The organism is Sulfitobacter sp. AS92, assembly GCF_038900015.1.
Classification (GTDB): Bacteria; Pseudomonadota; Alphaproteobacteria; order Rhodobacterales; family Rhodobacteraceae; genus Sulfitobacter.
Genome location: NZ_JBBMQL010000015.1, coordinates 1 through 19,340, shown reverse-complemented (window position 1 = coordinate 19,340; position 19,340 = coordinate 1). Strand labels below are relative to the sequence as shown.

Annotated in this window: 22 protein-coding genes and 1 tRNA gene; 12 read left to right on the top strand and 11 right to left on the bottom strand. The window is 58.6% G+C overall.

The window, feature by feature from the left end; translation table 11 throughout:
- The first annotated feature begins 4 nt into the window (after positions 1-4).
- The 5 genes from WNY61_RS17720 (at position 5) to WNY61_RS17700 (ending at position 4,105) form a co-directional block, all read left to right on the top strand.
- Entirely contained in the window at positions 5-1,093 is a 1,089-nt protein-coding gene (locus WNY61_RS17720) for a pyridoxal-phosphate dependent enzyme (RefSeq protein WP_342852765.1), read from the top strand.
- A gap of 108 nt (positions 1,094-1,201) precedes the next feature.
- Entirely contained in the window at positions 1,202-1,843 is a 642-nt protein-coding gene (locus WNY61_RS17715) for a DUF1326 domain-containing protein (protein ID WP_342852764.1), read from the top strand.
- Between the two features lies 1 nt (position 1,844).
- A complete protein-coding gene (locus tag WNY61_RS17710) occupies positions 1,845-2,051 on the top strand; it encodes a hypothetical protein (protein ID WP_342852763.1) in 207 nt (68 codons plus the stop codon).
- Positions 2,052-2,057: 6 nt separating this feature from the next.
- Positions 2,058-2,618, top strand: a complete 561-nt coding sequence (locus WNY61_RS17705; protein ID WP_342852762.1) for a DUF2182 domain-containing protein — start codon at positions 2,058-2,060, stop codon at positions 2,616-2,618.
- A 17-nt stretch (positions 2,619-2,635) separates the two neighbouring features.
- Entirely contained in the window at positions 2,636-4,105 is a 1,470-nt protein-coding gene (locus tag WNY61_RS17700) for a pyridoxal-dependent decarboxylase (RefSeq protein WP_342852761.1), read from the top strand.
- A 432-nt stretch (positions 4,106-4,537) separates the two neighbouring features.
- Here the strand turns inward: WNY61_RS17700 and WNY61_RS17695 are convergent.
- The 10 genes from WNY61_RS17695 to WNY61_RS17650 form a co-directional block, all read right to left on the bottom strand.
- Positions 4,538-4,614 (bottom strand) — tRNA-Arg (locus WNY61_RS17695).
- 74 nt (positions 4,615-4,688) lie between these two features.
- A complete protein-coding gene (locus tag WNY61_RS17690; RefSeq protein ID WP_342852760.1) occupies positions 4,689-5,909 on the bottom strand; it encodes a cysteine desulfurase in 1,221 nt (406 codons plus the stop codon).
- Positions 5,910-5,912: 3 nt separating this feature from the next.
- Positions 5,913-6,491, bottom strand: a complete 579-nt coding sequence (locus WNY61_RS17685; RefSeq protein WP_342852759.1) for a YIP1 family protein — start codon at positions 6,489-6,491, stop codon at positions 5,913-5,915.
- 1 nt (position 6,492) lies between these two features.
- The gene (locus WNY61_RS17680; protein WP_342852758.1) at positions 6,493-6,975 is read right to left on the bottom strand and encodes a YIP1 family protein; all 483 of its coding nucleotides are present in this window, start codon (positions 6,973-6,975) and stop codon (positions 6,493-6,495) included.
- Entirely contained in the window at positions 6,975-8,255 is a 1,281-nt protein-coding gene (locus WNY61_RS17675; protein WP_342852757.1) for a SufD family Fe-S cluster assembly protein, read from the bottom strand. Before WNY61_RS17675 ends, WNY61_RS17680 begins: the two co-directional genes overlap by 1 nt.
- Positions 8,255-9,010, bottom strand: coding sequence for a Fe-S cluster assembly ATPase SufC (gene sufC, locus WNY61_RS17670; protein WP_342852756.1), 756 nt, complete (start codon positions 9,008-9,010; stop codon positions 8,255-8,257). Before sufC ends, WNY61_RS17675 begins: the two co-directional genes overlap by 1 nt.
- 84 nt (positions 9,011-9,094) lie before the next feature.
- Positions 9,095-9,901 carry a polysaccharide pyruvyl transferase family protein gene (locus WNY61_RS17665; protein WP_342852755.1) on the bottom strand — a complete coding sequence of 269 codons (807 nt, stop codon included), beginning with the start codon at positions 9,899-9,901 and terminating at the stop codon, positions 9,095-9,097.
- The gene (sufB, locus tag WNY61_RS17660) at positions 9,901-11,424 is read right to left on the bottom strand and encodes a Fe-S cluster assembly protein SufB (protein ID WP_342852822.1); all 1,524 of its coding nucleotides are present in this window, start codon (positions 11,422-11,424) and stop codon (positions 9,901-9,903) included. The genes WNY61_RS17665 and sufB overlap by 1 nt, the downstream gene beginning before the upstream one ends.
- Positions 11,425-11,459: 35 nt before the next feature.
- Positions 11,460-12,596, bottom strand: a complete 1,137-nt coding sequence (locus WNY61_RS17655) for a cysteine desulfurase family protein (protein ID WP_342852754.1) — start codon at positions 12,594-12,596, stop codon at positions 11,460-11,462.
- The gene (locus WNY61_RS17650; RefSeq protein ID WP_007119583.1) at positions 12,551-13,012 is read right to left on the bottom strand and encodes an Rrf2 family transcriptional regulator; all 462 of its coding nucleotides are present in this window, start codon (positions 13,010-13,012) and stop codon (positions 12,551-12,553) included. The genes WNY61_RS17655 and WNY61_RS17650 overlap by 46 nt, the downstream gene beginning before the upstream one ends.
- A 172-nt stretch (positions 13,013-13,184) precedes the next feature.
- Between WNY61_RS17650 and WNY61_RS17645 the strand changes: the two genes are divergently transcribed.
- The 4 genes from WNY61_RS17645 to WNY61_RS17630 all read left to right on the top strand — a co-directional run bounded on the left by WNY61_RS17645 (position 13,185) and on the right by WNY61_RS17630 (position 15,969).
- Positions 13,185-13,838, top strand: coding sequence for an alpha/beta hydrolase (locus WNY61_RS17645; protein ID WP_007119582.1), 654 nt, complete (start codon positions 13,185-13,187; stop codon positions 13,836-13,838).
- Positions 13,838-14,074 carry a hypothetical protein gene (locus WNY61_RS17640; RefSeq protein WP_342852753.1) on the top strand — a complete coding sequence of 79 codons (237 nt, stop codon included), beginning with the start codon at positions 13,838-13,840 and terminating at the stop codon, positions 14,072-14,074. Before WNY61_RS17645 ends, WNY61_RS17640 begins: the two co-directional genes overlap by 1 nt.
- A complete protein-coding gene (locus WNY61_RS17635) occupies positions 14,071-14,655 on the top strand; it encodes an HD domain-containing protein (protein WP_342852752.1) in 585 nt (194 codons plus the stop codon). The genes WNY61_RS17640 and WNY61_RS17635 overlap by 4 nt, the downstream gene beginning before the upstream one ends.
- A 99-nt stretch (positions 14,656-14,754) precedes the next feature.
- The gene (locus WNY61_RS17630) at positions 14,755-15,969 is read left to right on the top strand and encodes an NADP-dependent isocitrate dehydrogenase (protein WP_342852751.1); all 1,215 of its coding nucleotides are present in this window, start codon (positions 14,755-14,757) and stop codon (positions 15,967-15,969) included.
- A gap of 236 nt (positions 15,970-16,205) precedes the next feature.
- Here the strand turns inward: WNY61_RS17630 and WNY61_RS17625 are convergent, their stop codons facing one another.
- Positions 16,206-16,412 (bottom strand): DUF6356 family protein, encoded by a 207-nt coding sequence (locus tag WNY61_RS17625; protein ID WP_243267448.1) that lies wholly within the window; start codon positions 16,410-16,412, stop codon positions 16,206-16,208.
- Positions 16,413-16,527: 115 nt separating this feature from the next.
- Between WNY61_RS17625 and WNY61_RS17620 the strand changes: the two genes are divergently transcribed.
- From WNY61_RS17620 to typA, 3 genes are all read left to right on the top strand, one after another.
- Positions 16,528-16,986 carry an Lrp/AsnC family transcriptional regulator gene (locus WNY61_RS17620; protein ID WP_342852750.1) on the top strand — a complete coding sequence of 153 codons (459 nt, stop codon included), beginning with the start codon at positions 16,528-16,530 and terminating at the stop codon, positions 16,984-16,986.
- Positions 16,987-17,001: 15 nt separating this feature from the next.
- A complete protein-coding gene (locus tag WNY61_RS17615) occupies positions 17,002-17,331 on the top strand; it encodes a multidrug efflux SMR transporter (protein WP_342852749.1) in 330 nt (109 codons plus the stop codon).
- A 146-nt stretch (positions 17,332-17,477) separates the two neighbouring features.
- Positions 17,478-19,295 (top strand): translational GTPase TypA, encoded by a 1,818-nt coding sequence (typA, locus tag WNY61_RS17610; RefSeq protein WP_342852748.1) that lies wholly within the window; start codon positions 17,478-17,480, stop codon positions 19,293-19,295.
- Positions 19,296-19,340 lie beyond the last annotated feature (45 nt).

The following is a 19,340-nucleotide window of genomic DNA, read 5'->3' as shown; positions in this document are numbered from 1 at the left end:
AGGCATGCCCCTCGATACGCGGATCAGGACGACTCAAGGGCGAAGGCACCTATATAACTCGATCCTCGACACGATTGGTGACACGCCCACTGTTCGCATCAACAACCTCGGTCCGTCCCATGTGACGCTCTATGTCAAAGTGGAGGCCTTCAATCCGGGAGCTTCCGTCAAGGACAGGCTTGCGATTGGTATTATTGAGGCAGCGGAACGTTCCGGAGCACTCAAACCCGGTCAAACGGTTGTCGAGGCCTCCAGCGGTAATACGGGCATCGGCCTTGCCATGGTCTGCGCCCAGAAAGGTTATCCTCTCGTTGTGACGATGGCCGACAGTTTTTCTATCGAACGACGCAAGCTGATGCGAATTTTCGGCGCTAAAGTCGTTCTGACGCCCCGCGCGGAGAAAGGTTTTGGCATGTATCGCAAGGCGGTGGAACTTGCAGAGGCGCACGGTTGGTTTCTTGCCAGCCAGTTCGAGACCCCGGCCAATGCCGCCATTCACGAGGCAACGACAGCGCGCGAGATTGTTGCTGATTTTGCTGGGTCGCGGCTTGACGTTTTCGTCACCGGCTATGGAACGGGCGGTACCTTTGCTGGCGTCTCGACACATTTGCGACGCGAGCGGCCCGACACTCGGATCATCCTGACCGAACCTGCCAATGCGCAACTTCTCGGCAGTGGTGGGCGGCAAGAGCGGGAGGACGGTAGTGCTCCCGCCGCCAGTCACCCAGCATTTGAGCCACATCCCATCCAAGGTTGGACACCGGATTTCATTCCGCAGGTGCTGCAAACGGCGCTCGCAAACAATAACTATGATGAACTGCTGCCGGTCACGGGTGCGGACGCGGTAGCCTGGGCTCTTGAACTGGCCAGCAAAGAAGGCATCCTGACGGGCATTTCTGGCGGGGGAACTTTTGCTGTGGCTGTCAAAGTGGCCGAAGCTGCGCCGCAAGGTTCGGTCATCCTGTGCATGCTACCGGACACCGGCGAGCGCTATATGACGACACCGCTCTTCGAAAGTATCGCCGACGACATGGACGGCGAAGAATTGGCACTGTCGCAATCCACCCCCTGTGCTCAGTTCGCGGCGGAATGACAGAGAAGACGCTGCATTTCGGTTGAACCACGCGAACCGTAAAAATGCTCCGCCCAAAACTGAAGGAAAGTTTAACGATCATATTTCACCTCATCAGGAGAAACGACCATGACACAATGGGAAATTCACGGCTCTGAGCTGACCAACTGCAATTGCGCCTATGGCTGCCCTTGCCAGTTCAATGCACTGCCAACCCACGGCACATGCGAAGCGGCGCTCAGCTTTCATGTCGACAAAGGTCACTACGGAGAAGTCACGCTCGACGGGCTGAACATGGCCATGGTCGTGAAATGGCCCGGCCCCATTCACAAGGGTGAAGGACGCATGCAGATGATCATCGACGAACGTGCCTCGCCCGAGCAGCGTGAGGCCTTGGAAAAGATCATGCGCGGCGATGACACCGACGAGATGGCGACCATGTGGTGGGTCTTCTCAATGATGTCTCCGCACAAGGAGGAAACCCTTTACAAGAAGATCTCTTATACGTCCGACATCAAAGCCCGGACTGGAGAGGTCCATGTCGACGACGTCTTTGATCTGGAGGCGCGTCCGATCCTCAATCCCGTGACCGGCAATCCTCACCGGGTGCGGATCGACACAATCGGCGGCTTCGGCTACCGGGTCGCCGAGATGGGCAACGGGACGACACGCACCCACGGCCTGATCGACCTTCCCAACAACACCGACACCTACGCCCAATTCAATGAGCTGCATCTGTCGAACAGCGGCATCATCGAAACAGTCCATTGAGATGGCTGGCGGGTTAAGCCCATTAGAACGGTTGCTGTACCGGGATCAGGTGTTGGTCGCCTTCGGCCTTGCAGCGGTGACCTTGCTTTCGTGGGGCTACCTGTTGACCGGCGCCGGCATGGAGATGCCCTCCATGTCGACGCCTATGGAAACCGCACTGACGCCGGGCTGGTCCCCCGCACAGGCAGTGCTGATGTTCATTATGTGATGGGTGATGATGGTGGCGATGATGCTACCTTCGGCCGCGCCGATGATCCTGCTGTTCTCTTCGGTCGCGAAGCGGGCAAGCAGGCCGGGGAGCACTGCCCTTTTCGTTTCGGGTTATATTCTAGTTTGGGGCGGTTTCAGCGTGCTGGCCACGCTCATGCAATGGCAACTGACCCAGATAGGGCTTCTCAACGGCATGCGAGCCAATTCTCAAATGCTGGCGGGACTGCTGCTGTTGGTGGCGGGGATCTATCAGCTTACACCCGCCAAGAACGCCTGCCTAAAACACTGCCAATCGCCGCTTCAGTTCGTGATCGGCCATTGGCGGCCGGGGCCGCGCGGCGCCCTCTCGATGGGGCTTCAACACGGCGGCTATTGTCTCGGCTGCTGCTGGGCACTGATGGCACTTCTATTCGTAGGAGGCGTGATGAACCTTGCCTGGATCGGTGGCCTCGCGGCCTATGTGCTGATCGAAAAGCTAATCCCTCAGTGGCGCTATTTCGGATTGGTTTCCGCCTGCCTGCTGATTACTGCCGGAGCAGTCCTGCTGGGTTTTCCGGTCTCATAAGGGAGTTTCTTTGAACCATGTCGAAAACATCGGAAACTCTTGATCCCGCTGACTGGGAAACGCACCGCGCGATTGCGCATCAAATGGTCGACGACGCCATTGATTACATCCGAGATGTCCGATCCCGCCCCGTCTGGCAGGACATGCCGCCACAGGTGCGCAGGCAGTTTAACGAGGGCGTGCCTCATGCAGGCACGCCTCTGCCCGAAGTCTACCAGCAGGTGATGACAGAGGTTTTTCCCTACCCGATGGGCAATATCCATCCGCGGTTCTGGATGTGGTATATGGGGGCAAGCAACTTCACCGGGGCGATGGGCGATTTCCTCGCCGCCATTCTCGGATCGAACCTCGGCGGCGGTGATCATGCAGCGGCTGAAATCGACAAGCAAGTCGTAGGCTGGATGAAAGAAATGATCGGCTATCCGGCGGAGGCAAGCGGCACGCTGGTCTCGGGCGGCTCAATGGCGAACCTGATCGGACTGACTGTGGCGCGCAACGTCATGTCTGGTATTGATCTGCGCAATGAGGGTGTCGGCGCTCTTTCCGTACCGATGCGCTTTTACGGCTCGGATCAGGTCCACTCCTGCCACCGCATCGCGGTTGAAGCGATGGGGCTCGGAAACAATGCATTGCGGCGTATTCCGTCCGGCGCTAACTGCCGAATGGATCTTTCTGCCCTGCGCACAGCCATTGCCGAAGACCGAGCCTCCGGCCTGCACCCTGCCTGCGTGATTGCGACAGCGGGGACTGTGAATACTGGAGCGATTGACGACCTTGAAGCCATCGCCGACCTCTGCGCCGAGGAAGGTCTTTGGATGCACGTCGACGGCTGCATCGGCGGACTTCTGGCCATCGCACCGAAAGGGCGCGCAATGGTAAACGGGATCGCACGAGCCAACTCGATCGCTATAGATCCACACAAGTGGCTGCATGCCCCCTTTGAGGTCGGCTGCGCCTTGGTGAAAGACGCAGACGCGCATCTGGGCGCATTCACGGTCACGCCCGAGTATCTTGAGGCGGCACCGCGGGGCATTGCCTCGGGGGCGTGGCTGCACGACTTTGGCTTGCAAACGTCGCGCGGGTTCCGGGCGCTGAAGGTCTGGATGGCACTGAAGGAACACGGACTTGCGAAATTCGGGCGGCTGATCGATCAGGATCTCGCCCACGCCCGTCATCTGTCCGACCGGATTGTTGCGACACCAAACTTGGAGCTATGTTTTCCGGGCGTCATAAATATTGTCTGCTTTCGATACGATCCGGGAGGACTTTCGGAAGCTTCCCTCAAACAATTAAACACAGAGATAATGGTGCGCCTGCAGGAGACCGGCATCGCCGCGGTTTCGGACACGACGGTAAGAGGACGACATTGCTTGCGCGCTGCAATAAATAATCATCGGACCCTCCCGTCCGACTTGGACATGTTGACTGGCGAGGTCGTCCGGTTGGGTGAGATACTGGCTCAAAACATCAACATGAAGAAAAGTTGACCCCCGGATAAACTATCCGGAAAGCTGTCATCTCAACGAGCATACGGTAGTCGTCGGCGTTTTGTATCTACCCAGTGGCGCGTTCGTCGACAGTATTACATTTGACTTTTGTTCGCGCCAGATATCAAGCCAGCCAGCGTCCCCGCAATTGACCGAGCACCCGCAGCCCATGATAGGCTGACATTGCCCAAGCAGCCGCTGATCTTGTATGCATTTACTCCCACTACGCCGGCGACTGAAGGTCTAAACGTTGCCCAGGGTGGAACGCAAAAATCAGGTCGTGATTGGTTAGTATAAAGGATTGGGAACCCAGCTGGATTCGAACCAGCGACCTCTCGCTCCCGAGACTAAGCACTCCATCCAGATGCACAAAATGAAAACCATCCGAACACTCAGCTGCGAGGTAATGATGGGTAACAATAACGAGGAAAATGGCGGACCCTAGAGGATTCGAACCTCTGGCCTCTGCCTTCGGAGGGCAGCGCTCTATCCAGCTGAGCTAAGGGTCCACTGAGGGGCGGTATAGCCAGAGCGCGCCGCTCCTGCAATGGGAAATCAGGGTGCGAGGGCGGCGAAAATGGGCTTAGGCGAAAAGATCATGTGCCAATTCAAGCGCATCAACCAATGTGTCGACCTCGGCGCGGGTGTTATACATGCCAAAGGACGCGCGGCAGGTGGCCGAGACGCCCAAGTGCGTCATCAAAGGTGCTGCGCAATGATGCCCTGCCCGCACCGCCACGCCCTTTTTGTCGAGCACGGTTGAGATGTCATGGGCATGGGCCGCACCGTCCAAAGTAAAGCTGAAGATGGCCGCTTTGTCGGGCGTCGTGCCCTGCAGGTTCAGCCAGTTCAAACCACCCAGCCGGGAGACGGCGTAGTCGCGCAGATCGTCTTCATGCGCGGCGATATTTTCCATCCCCAGATCCATCATGAAATCTAGAGCCACACCCAGGCCAATGGTGGCGACGATGCCGGGCGTACCGGCCTCGAACATCATCGGCGGGTCGTTGTAACTTACGGCGTCTTTCGTGACCTCGCGGATCATATCGCCGCCACCGATGAAGGGGCGCATTTCGGCCATACGTTCGGATTTGATGTAGATCGCGCCCGAGCCCGAGGGGCCATAGAGCTTGTGCCCGGTGACAGCATAAAAATCACACCCGATGTCCTGCACATCCACCGGCATATGCACAGCGCCCTGCGAGCCATCAACCAGCACCGGAACGCCTTTTGCATGCGCCGCGGCGGTGATGACTTTCACATCAACCTTGGTTCCTAAAACATTGGAAAGATGAGAAATTGCAACAATCTTGGTCTTCGGCCCGATCGCGTCAATCACCGCCTGTGGGTCCAGCGCGCCGGTTGCATCGACATCGACCCATTTCAGCACGACGCCCTGCCGTTCACGCAGGAAATGCCATGGTACGATATTTGCGTGATGCTCCATCACCGATAGAACGATCTCATCACCCGCCTGCATTCGCGGCATCGCCCAGCCATAGGCGACGGTATTGATCCCCATGGTCGCACCGGTGTTCAGCACGATCTCATCTTCTGAACCGGCATTCAGAAAGCGCGCAACCGTGCCGCGGACGCTTTCATATTTATCGGTCGCTAGATTAGAAAGGTAATGCAAGCCACGGTGAACATTAGAATATTCCTGCGCGTAGGCCTGCGTGATCGCATCGATCACCACCTGTGGCTTCTGCGCCGATGCGCCATTGTCGAGATAGACTAGCGGCTTGCCATTCACCTCGCGGCCAAGGATCGGAAACTGCGCCCGGACGGCTTCAACGTCGAACATGACTTAAACTCCTTGGGCGGTGAGCCCGAACAAAGACAGCAAGAGGCCAAGACCCAGCAAGACCCCAAGCGCGGCCCCTGCCAGCACGGCGGCAGCGTGCAACAGCCCCGGCAAATGCAGCAGTTCGGCCACGAAATTCAGCAGGATCCACAGACCCCAAAAGGTAACGACGAAAGAGGCCAGCAGCGCGACAAGTGGCAGGGCCAAGGTCAGCAGAAGGATCCCCAGCTGCGCACAGAGTCGCAGCGCTTGCAGCCACACAACAGCGGCCAAAAGCGGGTCAACCGCGCCCTGCCCGCCCATAGCCCTGCCGACCCAAGAGAGCGCGTACACATAGAGCAGCATCAACCCGGCCAGCAGCGCAAATAGCACAAGTGGCGATTGAAAATAGGTCGGGAGCGCCATGGCGGGGGGCGCGATCAAAAACATCGCCGAGATCACCAGCGCGTTCAGCGCCGCAACCAAGGCGAGCGATGTCCAAATCACCTCTCGCCCCAACGGCAGGGCCGCGATCGTCCGCGCCGCTGCACGGGGGCTGCGCAGCGTGGTTTGCGCAAGTTGGGTCAGGGAAGCAATGTCCATCTCAGCCCCGCTGCGCCGCAAGCAGGCCAGAGATCCAGAACCAGAAGAATACCACCAACCAAACCACGCCCACGATCTGCGCCTGCACGCCCGGCCCGATAAAGCCTAGCGCAAGGCCCAGCAGCAGCAGGATCGGCGCGGAGGCGAGAAGCGACCAAACCAACGTCAACCGCACCGCGTAGCCGGTGAGCCGCTGCCCCGCGATGCGGCTGATCGCCCAGACCATCGCGGCAAAGCCATAGAGCAACAGAGGCATCACAAAAATCCAGAAAAACGCGCTCCAATACTGGCGAACCGAAAGCGGCCCTTCAGGATCAAGATGAGCGGCGCGCGCTTGATAGGGCGACATGGCAACAAAAATCAGCAACCCTGCCATCAGCGCGAACATCAACACGCGCACTTCGTTACGGCCCTGCGCCAACAGCCCCGACATGACTTTGCCGGGGCCGCGATAGGTCGCAACGATATCGCTGGTGACAGCCATCAGCTGCTACGACGCTCCAACCACGAGCTGAGACGCCCGTTGATCTCTTCGCGCAGACCTTCGGCTTCAATCTCCTCAACCGCTTCGGCAAGGAAGGCGAGTGTTAAAAGGTCCGTCGCCTCGGCATGAGAAACGCCCCGCGCGCGCAGGTAGAACAGCGCTTCTTCGTCGATCGCACCCGAGGTGGAACCATGCGAACAGGCCACGTCATCGGCGTAGATCTCAAGCTCTGGCTTGGCGAGGAACTGGCTGTCTCCGTCCAGCAGCAGCGACTGGCTGATCTGGTAGCCATCAGTCTTCTGCGCGCCTTCTTTAACAAGGATTTTTCCCTGAAACACGCCCGTGGCCCCGTTGCGAAGCACCTTTTTATAGACCTGACGGCTTTCGCAGTTCACCGCGTCATGGGTAATGAACACCGTGTCGTCATGGTGAAAATCGCCATCGCCAACACAAGCGCCAGCCACATGGGCCGAGGCATCATCGCCGGTCAATTCGATCACGCATTCATTGCGCGTCATCGCGCCGTTCACGGTGACGGTAAAGCTTTTAAACAGCGACTCGGCGCCCAACCGGGTGAAAAGATGCGTCGCTGCTCGGCGTTCATGGTCGCGCCCCTGAGCACGCACATGGTGGAAACGCGCAGTGTCGGCAACGTCGACTTCCATGACGGTGTTAAAGCGTGCCGCAGCTGGGCCGTTCTCCAACAGGGTCACTTCAGCACCCGTGTCAAGCTTGACAACATGGTGCAACATCGCGTCGGAAGTCTCTGATTTATGGTGATAAACCAGATTGATCGGCTTACTCGGCTTGCCGGTCACATGGATCAGCACTCCGTCCGTCGCAAAGGCCGTGTTCAGCGCCGCGAGGGGCCGTGCGACAGGCGTTTGGCCGTTCTTTTCCAGCGCGCCATAGAGATCACGCGCCCAGTGCAAATCGGTGTTGGCAGCAGCCAGCCGTTCGATTTTAACACCTTCCAATGACAGATCGTCGGAGGCTTCCGCGTCAAAGACACCGTCGACGAAAACGATCCGCAAACGCTCGGTGTCGTCAAAGAGCGGCGCGTCACCATGATCAAAGATCGCAGCGGGCAGTGCCTCGGCTTGGGTCAGCGTGTCAGGACGCGTGAACTTCCAGTATTCATCGCGACGCTGCGGCAAGCCCATGGTGCGAACCCGTGCCAGAGCGTCTTCACGCGCCGTTTGCGCCCAGCCACCCTGTGGCATATCGAGCGATGCGATCATCGCCTCGGTTGCGGTTTCTTGCAGTTTCGCTTCGGCCATTACACCACCTCGGCGAGGATGTCGGCGTAACCGTTGTTTTCAACTTCCAGCGCCAGCTCGGGGCCACCCGTCTTGATGATGCGGCCGTCGGACATGATGTGCACGACATCTGGTGTGATGTGGTCCAGAAGACGCTGGTAGTGGGTGATGACGAGGAAACCACGACCCTCAGTGCGCAGTGCGTTCACGCCTTCGGCGACCAGTTTCATCGCGTCTACGTCAAGGCCTGAATCTGTCTCATCCAAGATGCACATCTTTGGCTCAAGCATAGCCATTTGCAGAATCTCGTTGCGCTTTTTCTCGCCACCGGAGAAGCCCATGTTCACAGGGCGCTTCAGCATATCCGCGTCGATCTTCAGATCTTTCGCCTTGGCGCGGATCACCTTGAGAAAGTCAGCAGCCGACATTTCCTCTTCGCCGCGGGCTTTGCGCTGTGCGTTCACCGCGGTGCGCAGGAAAGTCATGTTGCCGACGCCGGGGATCTCCACCGGGTACTGGAAAGCAAGGAAGAGGCCCGCCGCGGCGCGCTCTTCGGGCTCTAGATCAAGCAGATCGTTGCCTTCAAGCGTCGCGGAACCGTCGGTGACCTCATAGCCATCTTTGCCCGACAGCACATAGCTTAGCGTCGACTTGCCCGAGCCGTTCGGCCCCATGATAGCGTGCACCTTGCCGGCTTCGACTTCCAGATCGACGCCTTTGAGGATCTGCTTGTCCTCTTCTTCCAATTTTACGTGCAGGTTTTTGATGCTCAGCATTTCGGTCTCCTTCTGGCGCGCGTTCGCGCCGCAATGTCAGTTATTTCAGTGTTTGAACAGGGGCTTGCCCCTGCGTGCTAAAGTTCATGCCGCCCCCTGACGGGCGCAGAGCGCGGCGGGAAAGTGATCCACCAACGCAGTGCGACAGGCGTCGATGCCATCTTGATAGGTCAGTGCTGCGTCTGGTTTAGAGGCGCTGGCAATCTCGGTCAAAGCAATCGGTGCGCGCATAGCCCGGCCCACAGATGCCGCATAATCGTGGAACTTGAGCCGACCCTGCCCCTCGGGTGCGACCCATGTGTTGGCGACCCCATAGGCATCTGCGGTAATCAACCCATGGAGGGAAGAAGCAAAAACATGTGCGCAAGACGCGATCGCGGGACAGACAACCTCAGCCGGGCTTCGCGGATCAATCAGCACATAGGCGCTGTCTGATGCGACCAATTCCAGCAGCTTAGGGTCATCCGCCAGCGTGTGATGCGGGACGATGCCGATCTTGTCAGTGCGCGCACCTTCAGCAGGAAGCACTTCATTAACCAGCAGACCGGGATCACCGAAAGCATCGGTTTCAATTCCCAAAAGAGCCGCTGTGATAGGCCCCCGCAGCAATGCCACCTCAACGTTTTTGAGAAAACCCCGCCCGCCGGGCGGACGCAGCAACCCGCTGCCCCAGATCATCGGTTTGCCTGCTTCGCGCGGCTTGTCAAAATTACGCCGGACAAGCTGCAAAAGCGAACCAAGCGCAAAGACATCCGCGTCATCAACAGACGCATGCACCACCCGCCGCCCTGAGACATGGCTCAGGATCAGCGGGCTCAGCGCATCGCCGAAGTTCGGCTGCGCTTTCCACCAATGCAGGCGAAGAGGCGTATGCGCGGCATCAAGGCTCATTAGCCGACAGAGCCTTCCAGTGAGATCGCCACAAGTGCTTGAGCTTCCATGGCAAATTCCATCGGCAAGGCCTGCAGAACGTCCTTGCAGAAACCGTTCACGACAAGCGCCACGGCCTCTTCCTCGTCCATCCCGCGCGAGCGGCAGTAGAACATTTGGTCGTCGTCCACCTTGGAGGTTGTCGCCTCATGTTCTACCCGGCTGCTGTTATTCTTGACCTCGATATAAGGCACCGTGTGCGCCCCACATTCCGACCCGATCAGCAAGCTGTCACACTGTGTATAGTTGCGCGATTCCTTGGCCTTGGGGTGCATCGATACCAGACCACGGTAGGTGTTCTGCGCCTTGCCCGCCGAGATGCCCTTGGACACGATGCGCGACTTGGTGCGCTTGCCGAGGTGGATCATCTTGGTGCCGGTGTCGGCCTGCTGCATGTTGTTGGCGATGGCGATGGAATAGAACTCGCCTTGGCTGTCGTCGCCCCGCAGAATGCAGGACGGGTATTTCCACGTCACGGCAGAGCCGGTTTCGACCTGCGTCCACATCACCTTGGCCCGGTCGCCTCGGCAATCGGCACGCTTGGTCACGAAGTTATAGATGCCGCCCTTGCCGTTCTCATCCCCGGGATACCAGTTCTGAACGGTGGAATATTTCACCTCGGCATCTTCTTCGATGATGATTTCCACGACCGCCGCGTGCAGCTGGCTCTCATCCCGCTGCGGCGCGGTGCAACCTTCGAGGTAGCTGACATAAGAGCCCTTGTCGGCGATGATCAATGTCCGCTCAAACTGGCCAGTGTTTTCAGCGTTGATGCGGAAATAGGTCGACAGTTCCATCGGGCAGCGCACGCCCGGCGGCACATAAACGAACGACCCGTCAGAAAAGACAGCGGAGTTCAGTGTCGCATAGAAATTGTCGTTCACCGGCACGACCGAGCCAAGGTACTTGCGCACCAGCTCGGGATGCTCGCGGATCGCCTCGGAGATCGAGCAGAAGATTACGCCAGCCTTTTTCAGCTCTTCCTGAAAGGTTGTGCCGACAGAAACGGAATCGAACACCGCATCAACAGCAACCTTGCGGCCCTCGGCGGGCGCGTCTTCGGCCCCTTCGACACCGGCGAGGATCATCTGTTCCTTCAGCGGGATGCCCAGTTTCTTATAGGTGTCCAGCAATTTGGGATCGACATCATCGAGCGATTTCGGCTTCGTCGCCATGCTCTTGGGCCGGGCATAGTAATACTGCTTCTGGAAGTCGATCTCCGGGTAATCGACCATCGCCCATGTGGGCTCTTTTTTGGTCAACCAACGGTCATAGGCCGCGAGGCGCCATTCGGTCATCCACTCGGGCTCTTCGTTCTTTTCCGAGATCAGGCGCACGATATCGGGGTTCAGCCCCATGGGGGCATAATCCATCTCAATGTCTGTGGACCAACCGTATTTGTATTTGCCGCCGACTTCGCGCACGGCGTCCACGGTCTCCTGGTCGACGCCTTCCTTGACGCCATCTTTTTCTTTCAGGGTCATATTATCCAAGGTCTCGTTCCTTTCCGTGGGGGCGCTCAGGCGGCCCGCGTTTCGTGCTTTTTCATTTTTGCGGTCCAGCTTGTCGCGAACCGCAGGATATCTTCCCGGGTGGTTTGCAGGCCCAGCGACACCCGGATCGCGCTGGCGGCCTGTGTTTCATCAAAGCCCATGGCGCGCAACACAGCACTGGCGCGCACTTTGCCGCTGGAGCAGGCCGAGCCGGCCGAAATGGCAAATCCGGCAAGATCCATTTGCATCACCTGCGTCTCACCCTTCCAGCCCGGCGTGACGATGCAGGAGGTGTTGGGCAAACGCGGCGCATCTTTTCCTACAAAAATAGTCAGCTTTGAGGCATCTGCAAGGGTTGCTTCCAGCAAATCGCGCAGTTCGGCTACTTCTTTCCAACGCCCTGCAGCCACATCCGCCGCAGCTGCTTCTGCCGCTGCGCCAAACCCCGCGATGCCAGGGATGTTCTCCGTCCCAGAGCGGCGTCCCATTTCCTGTCCGCCTCCGCGCAGTTGAGCGGCGACATCGATGCCCCGCTTTACGATCAGCGCGCCAACACCCTTTGGCCCGCCGAGTTTATGCGCCGAGACAAGAATGAAATCCGCGCCTGATGTTGCCATTCTGAATGAGGTCTTACCAAGTGCCTGCACAGCATCGACCAACACGAAGGGAGACTTCTCCATCGCCCAACAGTGCTGCGCCAGTGGCATGGTCTGCTGGAGCACACCGGTTTCGCTATTGGCCGCTTGCAGAGAGACCAAATCGGCCCCTTCCGCAGGGCTCAAATTCCCATCCCAAATACCCTGAGCATCAACGCCCAGCCGACCCGCCTGCCCCCAAGACAGGACCGCATCATGCTCCACTGCCGAGGTGACAACCCGTGCGCCCAGAGAAGCGGCAAGTGCTGCTGCCTCTGTAGCGCCAGAGGTAAAGATAACGTCGACTGGATCACAACCGACCAACCCCGCCACCTGCGCCCGGGCACGCTCAACCACCGCCTTCGCCGCGCGCCCTTCGGCATGCACCGAAGACGGGTTACCGGGCAAATCCATCGCCGCGATCATCGCCGCGCGCGCCTCCACGCGCAGCGGCGTGGTCGCGTTATGGTCGAGATAAGTTCTCACGGCTCGTCCACCACGGCAAAAAGGTTGGGCACCGCAGGGCATGGGACCAATTCGTTGTCCACCACATCCGACAGCCGTGTCTGGTGCAAAAAGACGTAGACATGCGCACTCAGCCCCTGCCACAGCCGGTTGGTCAGCGATTGCGCACGGCTGCCCGAGAGCCCGCCGGAAGCGCCCGCGCCCTTGTGCATCGCATCAACCGTCTCATCTACCGCCGCCAGCACATCGACCACGCGAATATCGGTCGCAGGCCGTGCCAGTCGATAGCCGCCGCCCGGCCCGCGGACAGACGCCACCAGCTCAGCGCGACGAAGCTTAACGAACAACTGCTCCAGATAGGGCAACGACACCGACTGCCGCTCGGCAATGTCGCCAAGCGACACGAGCGAGCCTTCGGGCTGCAGGGCAATATCGGCCAAAGCGACCATCGCGTAGCGCCCTTTGGTGGATAGCTTCATCGTCTTACCCTCACTCGCCACGCCATTTGATTGACGCGGGCGGCTTAAATGCCTAAGTCCAAATACTGATCCACGCGAGACTGCGCGGAACCAGATTAGAACCGTTCTAAGGTGGCCTAGCGAATTCGTCAACTATTCGCAGTGATCTTTGAACCCCCAGACAGGGACACCCATGCCCGAGGTTATTTTTCCCGGACCCGAAGGCCGCCTTGAAGGCCGCTACCACCCACAAAAAGAACGTGACGCCCCGATTGCCATCGTGCTGCATCCGCATCCGCAGTTCGGCGGGACGATGAATCACAAGGTTGTCTATAACCTGCACTATGCGTTCTACAACATGGGTTTCACCGTGTTGCGCTTTAACTTCCGTGGCGTTGGTCGCAGCCAAGGCGAATACGACCAAGGCATTGGCGAATTGTCCGATGCGGCCTCGGCGCTCGACTACCTTCAGTCGATGAACAACAACTCCAAGCATTGCTGGGTTGCTGGTTTTTCCTTTGGCGCGTGGATCGGCATGCAACTGCTGATGCGTCGGCCTGAGATCACCGGCTTCATTTCGGTCTCGCCGCCCGCGAATATGTACGACTTTTCGTTCCTTGCGCCCTGCCCGGCCTCTGGTCTGGTTATTAACGGCACCGCCGACCGCGTGGCACCGCCTGCTGACACCACCAATTTGGTCGGCAAGCTGCATGAGCAAAAGGGCATCACGATCACCCATCAGGAGATCGAAGGCGCCGGGCACTTCTTTGAAGAGCCGCATATGGACACGTTGATCACCTCGACCAGCGACTATGTGAAACGCCGTCTGACGGAATCCACGCGCTGATGGCGGATGCAGTCGTTCTCGAACTGGCCAACAAGCTTGCCGAGGAGTGCCTCGCCGTGCAGGCTGAGACCGGTGAAGAACGGCTGTTTATGGAAGTTGGCGAGGTGCTTGGCGCCTCGTCACAAACACTTGAAGAAGCCTTTTTGACGGCGATCCGTACGCGGATGGCCAATGATAAGGCCCGCGTCTTTCTTGCCTGCAAACTGCGCGCGCATCGCGGCAAAGCAGGCGCATGACCGCACGGCTTGACCAGCAGATCGCCTTTCTGAACGAGGCCGATAAGCTCAAGACCATTCTGCGCGGCACCACCCTGTGCGATGCAAGTCGCGCTGAAAACTCCGCCGAACACTCATGGCACCTGACACTCTACGCGCTGGTGCTGGCCGATCAGGCCGGGCCGGAGGTGGACATCAACCGCGTCATCAAGATGCTGATTCTGCACGATCTTGTCGAGATTGACGCGGGCGATAATCCGATCTTTGGCGACTATGACGCTGCCGATATGGAAGCGCAGGAACAAATCGCTGCGACCCGTATCTTTGGCTTGCTGCCTGACGATCTGCGCAATGACCTTCGCAGCATCTGGGAAGAGTTCGAGGCTGCCGAGAGCCCCGCAGCGCGTTTTGCCAAATCGCTGGACCGTTTCCAGCCGCCCATGCAGAACCTCGCCTCCGGCGGTGGCAGCTGGACAGAATACAAGGTTTCTGAAGCGCAGATCGAAGAGAAGGTCGGCCGCAAGATCGCCGTCGGCGCCCCGGCCCTTTGGTCCTATGCCCGGACCCGGATCAGTGCGTTTTTCGCCGGGGTCGGCGCCTAAGCGCGGCCCTTCGGCATACCGTGGTATACCATCTTCCTCTTTGGCCCCGAGTAGGCTAGAGCATGCGCATAGGCACCCCTCAAAACAAAGGAATTCGTCATGTCGAAGATTAAGGTAGAGAACCCCATCGTCGAACTAGACGGCGATGAAATGACCCGCATTATCTGGGATTTTATCAAGAAAAAGCTAATCCTGCCCTATCTCGACGTGGACCTGAAATATTACGATCTTGGCATGGAAGTCCGAGACGAGACCGGCGATCAGATCACCGTTGACGCCGCCCATGCGATCCAAAAATACGGCGTGGGTGTGAAATGCGCGACCATCACGCCTGACGAGGCCCGCGTCGAAGAGTTCGGCCTCAAGCGCATGTACCGCAGCCCCAATGGCACGATCCGTAACATCCTTGGCGGTGTGATCTTCCGCGAGCCGATCATTTGCAAAAACGTGCCGCGCCTTGTGCCGGGTTGGACCCAGCCGATCGTCGTGGGCCGCCATGCCTTTGGCGACCAATATCGCGCCACCGACTTCCGCTTTCCGGGCAAGGGCAAGCTAACGATCAAGTTCGTCGGCGAAGATGGCGAGACCATCGAGAAAGAGGTCTTCGACGCGCCCTCCGCCGGGGTGACTATGGCGATGTACAACCTCGATGATTCGATCCGCGATTTTGCGCGGGCGTCGATGAACTACGGGTTGAACCGGGGCTGGCCCGTCTATCTGTCGACCAAGAACACCATTTTGAAAGCCTATGACGGTCGGTTTAAGGACATTTTTGAAGAAATCTTCGAAGCTGAGTTCGCCGAGGACTTCAAGAAGAAAGGCATCTGGTACGAGCACCGCCTAATCGACGACATGGTCGCGGCAGCGATGAAGTGGTCGGGCGGCTATGTCTGGGCTTGTAAAAATTACGACGGCGATGTGCAGTCCGATACTGTGGCACAGGGCTTTGGCTCGCTCGGGTTGATGACCAGCCAATTGATGACCCCCGACGGCAAGATCGTCGAGGCCGAAGCCGCCCACGGGACCGTAACGCGCCACTTCCGCCAGCACCAGAAGGGCGAGGAAACCTCAACCAACTCGATCGCGTCGATCTACGCATGGACTGGCGGGTTGAAGCACCGTGGCAAGCTGGACGAGAACACGGCGCTGATCAACTTTGCGGAAACGCTGGAAAAGGTCGTGGTAGACACGGTGGAATCGGGTCAAATGACCAAAGACCTCGCGCTGTTGGTTGGGCCGGACCAAAGCTGGCTCACCACCATGGGCTTCTTGGAAAAGGTCGATGAGAACCTGAACAAGGCACTGGCGGGCTGAGCCGGTCGGATGCTGAGATGACAAGGGGCCGCAGGGATGCGGCCCTTTTTCTTGGGCGCTTCCGCCCTCGGGGTATGCGAACTGGTAGGGCGGGTGTGACCTTAAGAAGGTGCGTCAAAGCTGAATCATAAAGTGGGATGAGGTCACCGAGCATCGCCAACCCGCGGGCAGTCGCTAGCCTTCATCGCCGATTGGGACAGGATGTTGAATGCAGGCCTGCAAACCGGCGTCCCCTCTCACTGACCCCGGTTATGGGTCCGCGCGTAAAGCTTCGCGATGATTCCGCTTGCCGTCTTTTCGAACAAACAAGGGATCAGCGCATGCACCAAAGCCGCCCCTGCCGCTGCAAACAGCAGACCGGAAAATTTCAACGCAAATGCCATATGTTCAAAAAATGTCTCGTCCACTTTGGCGGGGTGGTCGAAAAAGATGCGTGCGATCATGGGAAACTCCTGAAATTGGCTTGTCGCCAGCATAGACCAGCCGCCCTGTGACGTTTTCTCAAATCATTGCGCTGTTTTTCTTGTCTGTGGGAAGATTTCCCGCCAAATTGCCTGAATGACAACACTTGATGAAATTGACCGTCGCATTCTGACCGAACTGCAACGTGATGCGGCCCAATCACTCGAAGCGCTTGGTGCTGCGGTGAACCTATCCCGCAACGCCTGCTGGCGCCGTATTCGTACGTTGGAAAAGGCAGGCATCATCAAAAGCCGCGTAACGCTCTTGGATGCTGCGAAACTTGGCCTTGGCCTGAGTGTCTTTATTCAAGTGCGCACCAATGCCCATGCGCCCGACTGGCTAGAACAATTTTCCAAGGCCACCCGATCAATGCCTGAAATCCTCGGCGTGTACCGCATGACCGGTGATCTGGACTATTTGATCCGCGCGCGGGTTGCGGATATGGCGGGATACGATCAACTGTACCAAGATCTCATACGCAAAGTGCCGCTATCGGATGTCTCGGCCAGTTTTGTCATGGAAGAGATTAAAGAAACCACGCAACTACCCCTCTGAATAAGGCGTCACCTCATGCATTACCTGTGGCTGTTCATCGCAATTGTTGCGGAAACCATCGGCACGACCGCCCTGCAGGCTTCGCAGCAGTTTACCCGCCTTTGGCCATCGGTGGCGGTGGTGGTGTTCTACCTTGTGTCGTTTTACTTCATGGCGCTGGCGCTCAAGGTCATGCCCGTTGGGATCGTCTATGCCATTTGGTCGGGCCTCGGCATCGTGTGCATCGCCGCGATTGGCTATCTGCTCTTTGATCAACGGCTTGATGGTCCGGCCCTGCTGGGCCTTAGCTTTATCATCGCTGGTATTCTGGTAATTCATCTCTTTTCCGGCACCACCACCCATTAAAGTGGCAGGTGCGCAGCGACGGACCGCGCAAGCGGCGACCATCGGGCATTAGGGCTAGCAATTGCAGCCGTGGCGCGGTATGGGCGGCGCAATTATTCGCGCAGCCCGAGGCTGGCGCGCCACTCCCCTATCCAAAGGCTGACTTAATGGACCTGCGCAACATCGCAATTATCGCACACGTCGACCACGGCAAAACGACGCTGGTGGACGAGCTTCTGAAACAATCCGGCACCTACCGTGAAAACCAGGCCACGACTGAGCGTGCCATGGACAGCAACGATCTGGAGCGCGAGCGCGGTATCACAATCTTCGCCAAGCCGACCTCGGTCGTCTGGAACAACACCCGCATTAACATCGTCGACACCCCCGGCCACGCCGACTTCGGCGGCGAGGTTGAGCGTATCCTGTCGATGGTCGACGGTGTGGTCCTATTGGTAGACGCCGCTGAAGGCCCGATGCCGCAGACCAAATTCGTGACTTCCAAAGCGCTGAAGCTGGGCCTGCGCCCGATCGTTGTGCTGAACAAAGTCGACAAAACCGACGCAGAGCCCGACCGCGCGCTCGACGAATGCTTTGACCTCTTCGCCAGCCTCGACGCCACGGACGAGCAGCTTGAATTCCCGCATATGTATGCCTCCGGTCGCTCCGGCTGGGCCGATTTGGAACTCGACGGTCCGCGCAAAGACCTCACGGCTCTGTTCGACCTGATCCTAACGCATGTTCCCGCGCCCAAGCAGATCGAAAACGCAGACAAGCCCTTCACCATGTTGGCCACCACGCTCGGCGGCGATCCCTTCTTGGGCCGTCTGCTGACCGGTCGCGTGGAAACCGGCACGCTGAAGGCAGGCCAGACGATCAAGGCGATGTCGCGCGATGGCACGCTGATCGAGAACTTCCGCTGCACTAAAATCCTCGCCTTCCGCGGCTTGGACCAAACCGCCATCGAATTGGCCGAAGCGGGTGACATCGTCTCCATCGCTGGCATGACCAAGGCGACCGTGGCCGACACGTTGGCCGATGCATCGGTCAGCGAAGCGATCCCTGCCCAGCCGATTGACCCGCCCACCATCACCGTGACCTTCGGCATCAACGACAGCCCGCTGGCGGGCCGTGACGGCAAGAAAGTTCAATCCCGCGTCATCCGCGAGCGCCTGATGAAAGAAGCCGAATCCAACGTCGCGATCAAAATCTCCGACACGCCGGGCGGCGACGCCTTTGAAGTTGCCGGTCGTGGCGAATTGCAGATGGGCGTTCTGATCGAGAACATGCGCCGCGAGGGTTTTGAGCTTTCGATCTCCCGCCCGCAGGTTCTGTTCCAAGAGATCGACGGCGTCCGCCATGAGCCCATCGAAGAAGCCACCATCGACGTGGATGACGAATACTCTGGCGCCGTGATCGAAAAGATCACCGGCATCCGTAAAGGCGAGTTGGTCGAGATGAAACCCGCTGGCGCCGGTAAGACCCGGATCATCGCCCATGTGCCATCGCGCGGGCTGATCGGCTATCACGGTGAATTCCTGACCGACACGCGCGGCACAGGCGTCATCAACCGCGTCTTCCACTCTTGGGCGCCGCACAAAGGCCCAATCCCGGGCCGCCGCGCTGGCGTTCTGATCTCCATGGAAAACGGCACTTCGGTCGCCTTCGCTCTGTGGAACCTCGAAGAGCGCGGCAAGATGATGATCGGCGCACAGGCTGACGTCTATACCGGCATGATCATCGGCGAGCATTCCCGTGAGAATGACCTCGAAGTGAACCCGCTGAAGGGCAAGAAGCTGACCAACGTCCGCGCCTCGGGCACCGACGAAGCGGTCCGCCTGACCACGCCGATCACGCTGAGCCTCGAAGAAGCCATTGCCTATATCGACGATGATGAGTTGGTCGAAGTGACGCCCAACGCGATCCGTCTGCGCAAGCGTTTCCTTGACCCGCATGAGCGTAAGCGCATGGCCAAAGCTGGCTAAGAGCGAGCGTTCATTACGAAAAACGGCAGCGCATCCGAACGATGC

Excerpts from the sequence above, each read along its gene's own strand:
- WNY61_RS17650 (WP_007119583.1), bottom strand. The coding sequence starts at position 13,012 with ATGAAGCTATCCACCAAAGGGCGCTACGCGATGGTCGCTTTGGCCGAT.
- WNY61_RS17710 (WP_342852763.1), top strand. The coding sequence starts at position 1,845 with ATGGCTGGCGGGTTAAGCCCATTAGAACGGTTGCTGTACCGGGATCAG.
- WNY61_RS17705 (WP_342852762.1), top strand. The coding sequence starts at position 2,058 with ATGATGGTGGCGATGATGCTACCTTCGGCCGCGCCGATGATCCTGCTG.
- WNY61_RS17715 (WP_342852764.1), top strand. The coding sequence starts at position 1,202 with ATGACACAATGGGAAATTCACGGCTCTGAGCTGACCAACTGCAATTGC.
- WNY61_RS17690 (WP_342852760.1), bottom strand. The coding sequence starts at position 5,909 with ATGTTCGACGTTGAAGCCGTCCGGGCGCAGTTTCCGATCCTTGGCCGC.
- WNY61_RS17625 (WP_243267448.1), bottom strand. The coding sequence starts at position 16,412 with ATGATCGCACGCATCTTTTTCGACCACCCCGCCAAAGTGGACGAGACA.
- WNY61_RS17685 (WP_342852759.1), bottom strand. The coding sequence starts at position 6,491 with ATGGACATTGCTTCCCTGACCCAACTTGCGCAAACCACGCTGCGCAGC.
- WNY61_RS17620 (WP_342852750.1), top strand. The coding sequence starts at position 16,528 with ATGACAACACTTGATGAAATTGACCGTCGCATTCTGACCGAACTGCAA.
- WNY61_RS17720 (WP_342852765.1), top strand. The coding sequence starts at position 5 with ATGCCCCTCGATACGCGGATCAGGACGACTCAAGGGCGAAGGCACCTA.
- WNY61_RS17700 (WP_342852761.1), top strand. The coding sequence starts at position 2,636 with ATGTCGAAAACATCGGAAACTCTTGATCCCGCTGACTGGGAAACGCAC.
- WNY61_RS17630 (WP_342852751.1), top strand. The coding sequence starts at position 14,755 with ATGTCGAAGATTAAGGTAGAGAACCCCATCGTCGAACTAGACGGCGAT.
- WNY61_RS17645 (WP_007119582.1), top strand. The coding sequence starts at position 13,185 with ATGCCCGAGGTTATTTTTCCCGGACCCGAAGGCCGCCTTGAAGGCCGC.
- WNY61_RS17675 (WP_342852757.1), bottom strand. The coding sequence starts at position 8,255 with ATGGCCGAAGCGAAACTGCAAGAAACCGCAACCGAGGCGATGATCGCA.
- WNY61_RS17640 (WP_342852753.1), top strand. The coding sequence starts at position 13,838 with ATGGCGGATGCAGTCGTTCTCGAACTGGCCAACAAGCTTGCCGAGGAG.
- WNY61_RS17615 (WP_342852749.1), top strand. The coding sequence starts at position 17,002 with ATGCATTACCTGTGGCTGTTCATCGCAATTGTTGCGGAAACCATCGGC.
- WNY61_RS17680 (WP_342852758.1), bottom strand. The coding sequence starts at position 6,975 with ATGGCTGTCACCAGCGATATCGTTGCGACCTATCGCGGCCCCGGCAAA.
- WNY61_RS17655 (WP_342852754.1), bottom strand. The coding sequence starts at position 12,596 with ATGCCCTGCGGTGCCCAACCTTTTTGCCGTGGTGGACGAGCCGTGAGA.
- WNY61_RS17665 (WP_342852755.1), bottom strand. The coding sequence starts at position 9,901 with ATGAGCCTTGATGCCGCGCATACGCCTCTTCGCCTGCATTGGTGGAAA.
- sufB (WP_342852822.1), bottom strand. The coding sequence starts at position 11,424 with ATGACCCTGAAAGAAAAAGATGGCGTCAAGGAAGGCGTCGACCAGGAG.
- sufC (WP_342852756.1), bottom strand. The coding sequence starts at position 9,010 with ATGCTGAGCATCAAAAACCTGCACGTAAAATTGGAAGAAGAGGACAAG.
- WNY61_RS17635 (WP_342852752.1), top strand. The coding sequence starts at position 14,071 with ATGACCGCACGGCTTGACCAGCAGATCGCCTTTCTGAACGAGGCCGAT.
- typA (WP_342852748.1), top strand. The coding sequence starts at position 17,478 with ATGGACCTGCGCAACATCGCAATTATCGCACACGTCGACCACGGCAAA.